Annotated in this window: 1 protein-coding gene; it reads left to right on the top strand. The window is 34.3% G+C overall.

Going from position 1 to position 708, the window contains the following annotated elements:
- Positions 1–693, top strand: a 693-nt coding sequence (locus tag HC176_RS15630; RefSeq protein WP_167919914.1) for a glycosyltransferase family 2 protein, incomplete at its 5' end; no start/stop codon positions are given.
- Positions 694–708: the final 15 nt, after the last annotated feature.

Here is a 708-nt window from a genome sequence, read left to right as displayed (position 1 = left end):
ATAAGCAGCGTAAATGAACAATGCTATTCCCATATTGAATGGATAGTCGTGGATGGAGCATCAAAGGATAATACTGTTAAACTAATTAGAGCTGGTTTTAAAAGGAATTTAATTATTATTTCTGAAAAAGATAAAGGAATTTATGATGCTCTAAATAAGGGAATAAAACATGCTACAGGAGACATTATTGGTTTTCTGCACTCTGATGATCTTTTTGCATCAGGTGATATATTGAAAGAAGTAGCTGATAGTCTTCAACAAAACGATGTAGATGGAGTTTATGGAGATCTTCAATATGTGGCGAAGGAAGAAACTTCAAAGGTAATTCGGTACTGGAAAAGTCAAAAGTTCACTCCGTTACTCTTGATGAGAGGCTGGATGCCGGCTCATCCGACTTTGTTTTTAAAAAGAGAAGTTTATACTAAACATGGCTTATTCAACCTGGATTATAAGATAGCCGCAGATTACGATTTGATGTTGCGAATTTTCAGTGACAGCTCTCTTAAATTTCATTACCTGCCTCAAGTCATAACAAAAATGAGAGTGGGTGGCGCCAGTAATCGCAGCTTAAGAAATATTCAAAGAAAATCCTTAGAAGATTATAAAGCTTTAAAAGCCAATGACATCAAATATCCTTTAAAAGTTTTAGCATATAAAAATCTTTCAAAGCTCAACCAATTTGTTACAAAATAAAACCGTCGAAATCGG

The organism is Tamlana crocina, from assembly GCF_012037625.1.
The sequence above is the reverse complement of the archived record's forward strand: the minus strand, read 5'-3'. Positions and strand labels throughout refer to the sequence as shown.